At 37.2% G+C, this 3,313-nt stretch carries 2 protein-coding genes; both read right to left on the bottom strand.

The window, feature by feature from the left end; genetic code table 11:
* Positions 1-147 precede the first annotated feature (147 nt).
* Positions 148-1,335 (bottom strand): hypothetical protein, encoded by a 1,188-nt coding sequence (locus DM84_RS05465; protein ID WP_250778954.1) that lies wholly within the window; start codon positions 1,333-1,335, stop codon positions 148-150.
* Between the two features lie 11 nt (positions 1,336-1,346).
* On the bottom strand, positions 1,347-3,290 hold the full coding sequence (locus DM84_RS05460; protein ID WP_250778952.1) for a DUF4815 domain-containing protein: 1,944 nt from the start codon (positions 3,288-3,290) through the stop codon (positions 1,347-1,349).
* Positions 3,291-3,313 lie beyond the last annotated feature (23 nt).

Here is a 3,313-nt window from a genome sequence, read left to right as displayed (position 1 = left end):
TATTTTTTAGTTGATTATGCTCATCTTCTCTTTCGGTAATATCTTCATCTATTTTCTCAATTGTAGTACGGATACGTACCACATCTTGAACTGCAATATTTTCTGGATGAGGCAGTGGATATCCTCGTTTGGTTTGGTCAACAGTCATTATGTGACAATCACTCTGAGATTTTTTACCTTAGGGCGATAAACAACCGTTCCACTTAAAACTAATTTTATCCTTGTTTCATTGCCATTAAAGTTTGTCAGCACATGAGTTCTCTCTACCCAATTTTCTCCAATTGGTTTTCCTGATGTTAAATTTACTAATTGCCAATCCACATTTTTTTGCACATATGCTTTTACATCTGCAGTGCCAGGTATTAGCGCATCATACGTTATGGTAATTTTAGTGTTAGCTCCTGCTGTAATACTTCTTGTAACATAATCTCCAGACTCTGAAAGATTACCTAGAACTAGCTGTAACCCTGGATATAGCACTGGACTTTTTTCTTTTGACCCTTTTAAATTTGCCTTTACTGTTAACTCTCCAGATAGTCTTTCACGCAGCGCGAGCGGCAAGTTATCAGATAGAAAATTTTCTTTTCCTTCTTCATCTGTCAGAATAAATTCTACATTGGTATCAAATGCTACTTTTTCGACGTTCGTCAAAACAATTAAATCTGAAGTATTGGTTGCTGTAACTTTGCCAAGATCAATAACATGAGAATTTTCGCTAAATTTTGCAGCTAGTAGTCGAAACGTTAAATCTAAATTTTGATGTGGAGTCCAGGTGCTTGCATTGCTTGATGACAGTAATACTCCTACTTGATATGGCTGGCTTGTTACCCAACGGCTATTTACTACATCATATTTGCCAAGTTCGGCTATTTTTACTGCAGTACCAGGATCATCAGTAAGTAGCACTATTGCATACTCCTCTCCTGCATGGCAAAACACTGGCGACCATTCTATACGTGTTGCTGTGCCATCTACTTTTATATCTTTCGGCTCAATATAGCTTTCAGCAATAACAGTCTGCGATGGCATTCCCACTGCTGTTTCTCTAATCTGCACAACAACACGTTTTTTGCCTTTATTTATAAACCATAACTCTAGACCTCCTATGTGTCTGCTCTCATTTAAAGTAAATGTTTGCGCTAAAGGATCAACTCTTCTTGCTGCGATAACTCTTCTTCTCTCTTCTATGGTAATAGTTTTTTTACCAGTATAAGTTGCTTCTCCATAGCTTCCTTTATCCCCATAAAACTGTACTAATTTAGTACCTGCTGGAATGTTTGCTGGTACTTTCACCTTTCCCTTTAATTTTCCCTGGTTGTTAGCTCTTTTTTCCACTTTTTTTTCCTCTATGCCATAGGCATAATAGAAATGCCATCAAATTTTATTTCCTTAAGCTTTTCATCTGGCTCAAAACCTTCAATTTCAAAATTCTGTACTGCTTCTCTCATAAATTCAGTTTCGTATGAAGTACTTGACAGCAGCTCTGTTGTTTCCGTAATATTAAACACTCTAGTTACTGGACTTTTCCAATTCGTGGTAACCTCTGTCCAGTGGTCAATGTTTTTATTTAGAGTAATTTGTGCCGGGACTGGATCAAAAGCTTGATATGGATTGATCTTTTCTCCTTTAGTCTGTAAAAGCTGCTCCAGTACCGGTTCAAGTTTATAAGGTAAAAGATAAGGTTCTCTACCTCTTTCAATATCAATGATTTCTACGTTTATCGGCAATATCAGCTCCCTATTTACTATTGCTGCAGATTGTGAAATTCCTTGATCACGCATATCATCGTCAAAAAACGAATCAACAAATACTCCTTTTTTGGTGGTAGGTTCTCTTGAATTTGCATCACTGCGTAAACCCTCCTGTGCAACCAGCGCATAAAGATCATTTATTCCTTTTTTCATTGCTTCAAGCTCATTCATCGGTACAGCATGAATAGCATTATTCACTATTTTTACCCCTTCGCCTTTTTTCCACGTCTGATGAATGTAGCAGAGCAAAAGTTGTCCACTAGGCGCTCTAGGCATTGATGGTCGCCAAGGGTGGGAAATTCCTTTTATTCTTCTTACCACTCCTTTGCTATCGATAGTAATTAAATCATAGCGGGGCATTTTCCAGGTGTAATCAACCAGAACCAAGCTGTTATCAACTGTACCTCTTACTTTACATCCCTCTTCGCTTATATCTTCAGGGCTTATATGAGTGCGGCAGCGATAGGTTATCAGGTAACTACTTCCAGGAGCTGGTTCTTTACCAGGTAATGACCAATCAACGTTTCCTGCGTTTAGTTTGTAATCTATACTGTTTTCATAAATAACATTGCCTTGTTTAACTTGAATAATCTCAAGTACTGCAGAGTCAGGTATCGGATCAATAGCTCCAGAATATGAACCGTGAGTAACAGTAATAGTTTTTTGAACAGTTATGTCTACTTTTTTGATTTCACTTATTGGAAAATCATTAACCTTCAGTTCCATTACTCTTTGGCTATTTGGCTGAAAAGTATGTGGTTCTGATTCAACTGATTTTATATCCGGATCTTCATCAAAAGAAACACGAATACTGTGATGAAGTTCAATCTCATAGCCATCAACATGAGCTTTACCCTCATTAATCACAAATATTTCTTTTTTACCTTTTTTTACCCCTTCTTCTCCCTCTTCCTTTTGCAGGAACATTACTTCAAGACCATTTACAACGTAGGAACCATTTGCTTCTTTGTCATAACGAGCAAGAGCAGTAGTTACTATGTTTGCTTGTGGAGGTGGTGAATGTTCTATTAATACTCCATTTTCAATATTGTAAATTGGGTAAAATTCGCCATTTGTAGAGTTAACAGTAACACTTTCTACTTGGTATCCCCAAATGGTGGAAACTTTAAGCCTTGCAGCTCCTACTTCCTGATAGTTTCTTGTACCAACAGCAGGATCACGAAGATTTTCGTCCTCAAGTTCTGTAATGGTAGATTCTAGGTAATAAATACCTATACGCACTGTGGTACTCAGTGGAATAACAAACTCTTCTTTTTCGACTTTTCTAACTGCACCACGCAGATAGATTTTTCCTCCTTCAAGTGTAACTTTACCAGTTTCTCTATCTATAATACAATTGCTTCCTGCTATAACATCACCATCACGGAATATTGCATCACCTATGCCTTTAAGCTTAGAGAGAGCATACTCCTGAGTCTCGTTTAATTCTGCTGATTGTAGACCTCTTCCTGCCAGGAACAAACTTTTTTCGTATTCTTTGTCAGGATTAAAGCGGTTATAATAACTATTTAAGGTCATTTTGTTTCAAAAAGTTACAACAA

Origin of the sequence: Wolbachia pipientis (assembly GCF_023661085.1) — a bacterium.
Lineage (GTDB): Bacteria > Pseudomonadota > Alphaproteobacteria > Rickettsiales > Anaplasmataceae > Wolbachia.
This window is presented reverse-complemented; position numbering and strand designations above follow the sequence as displayed.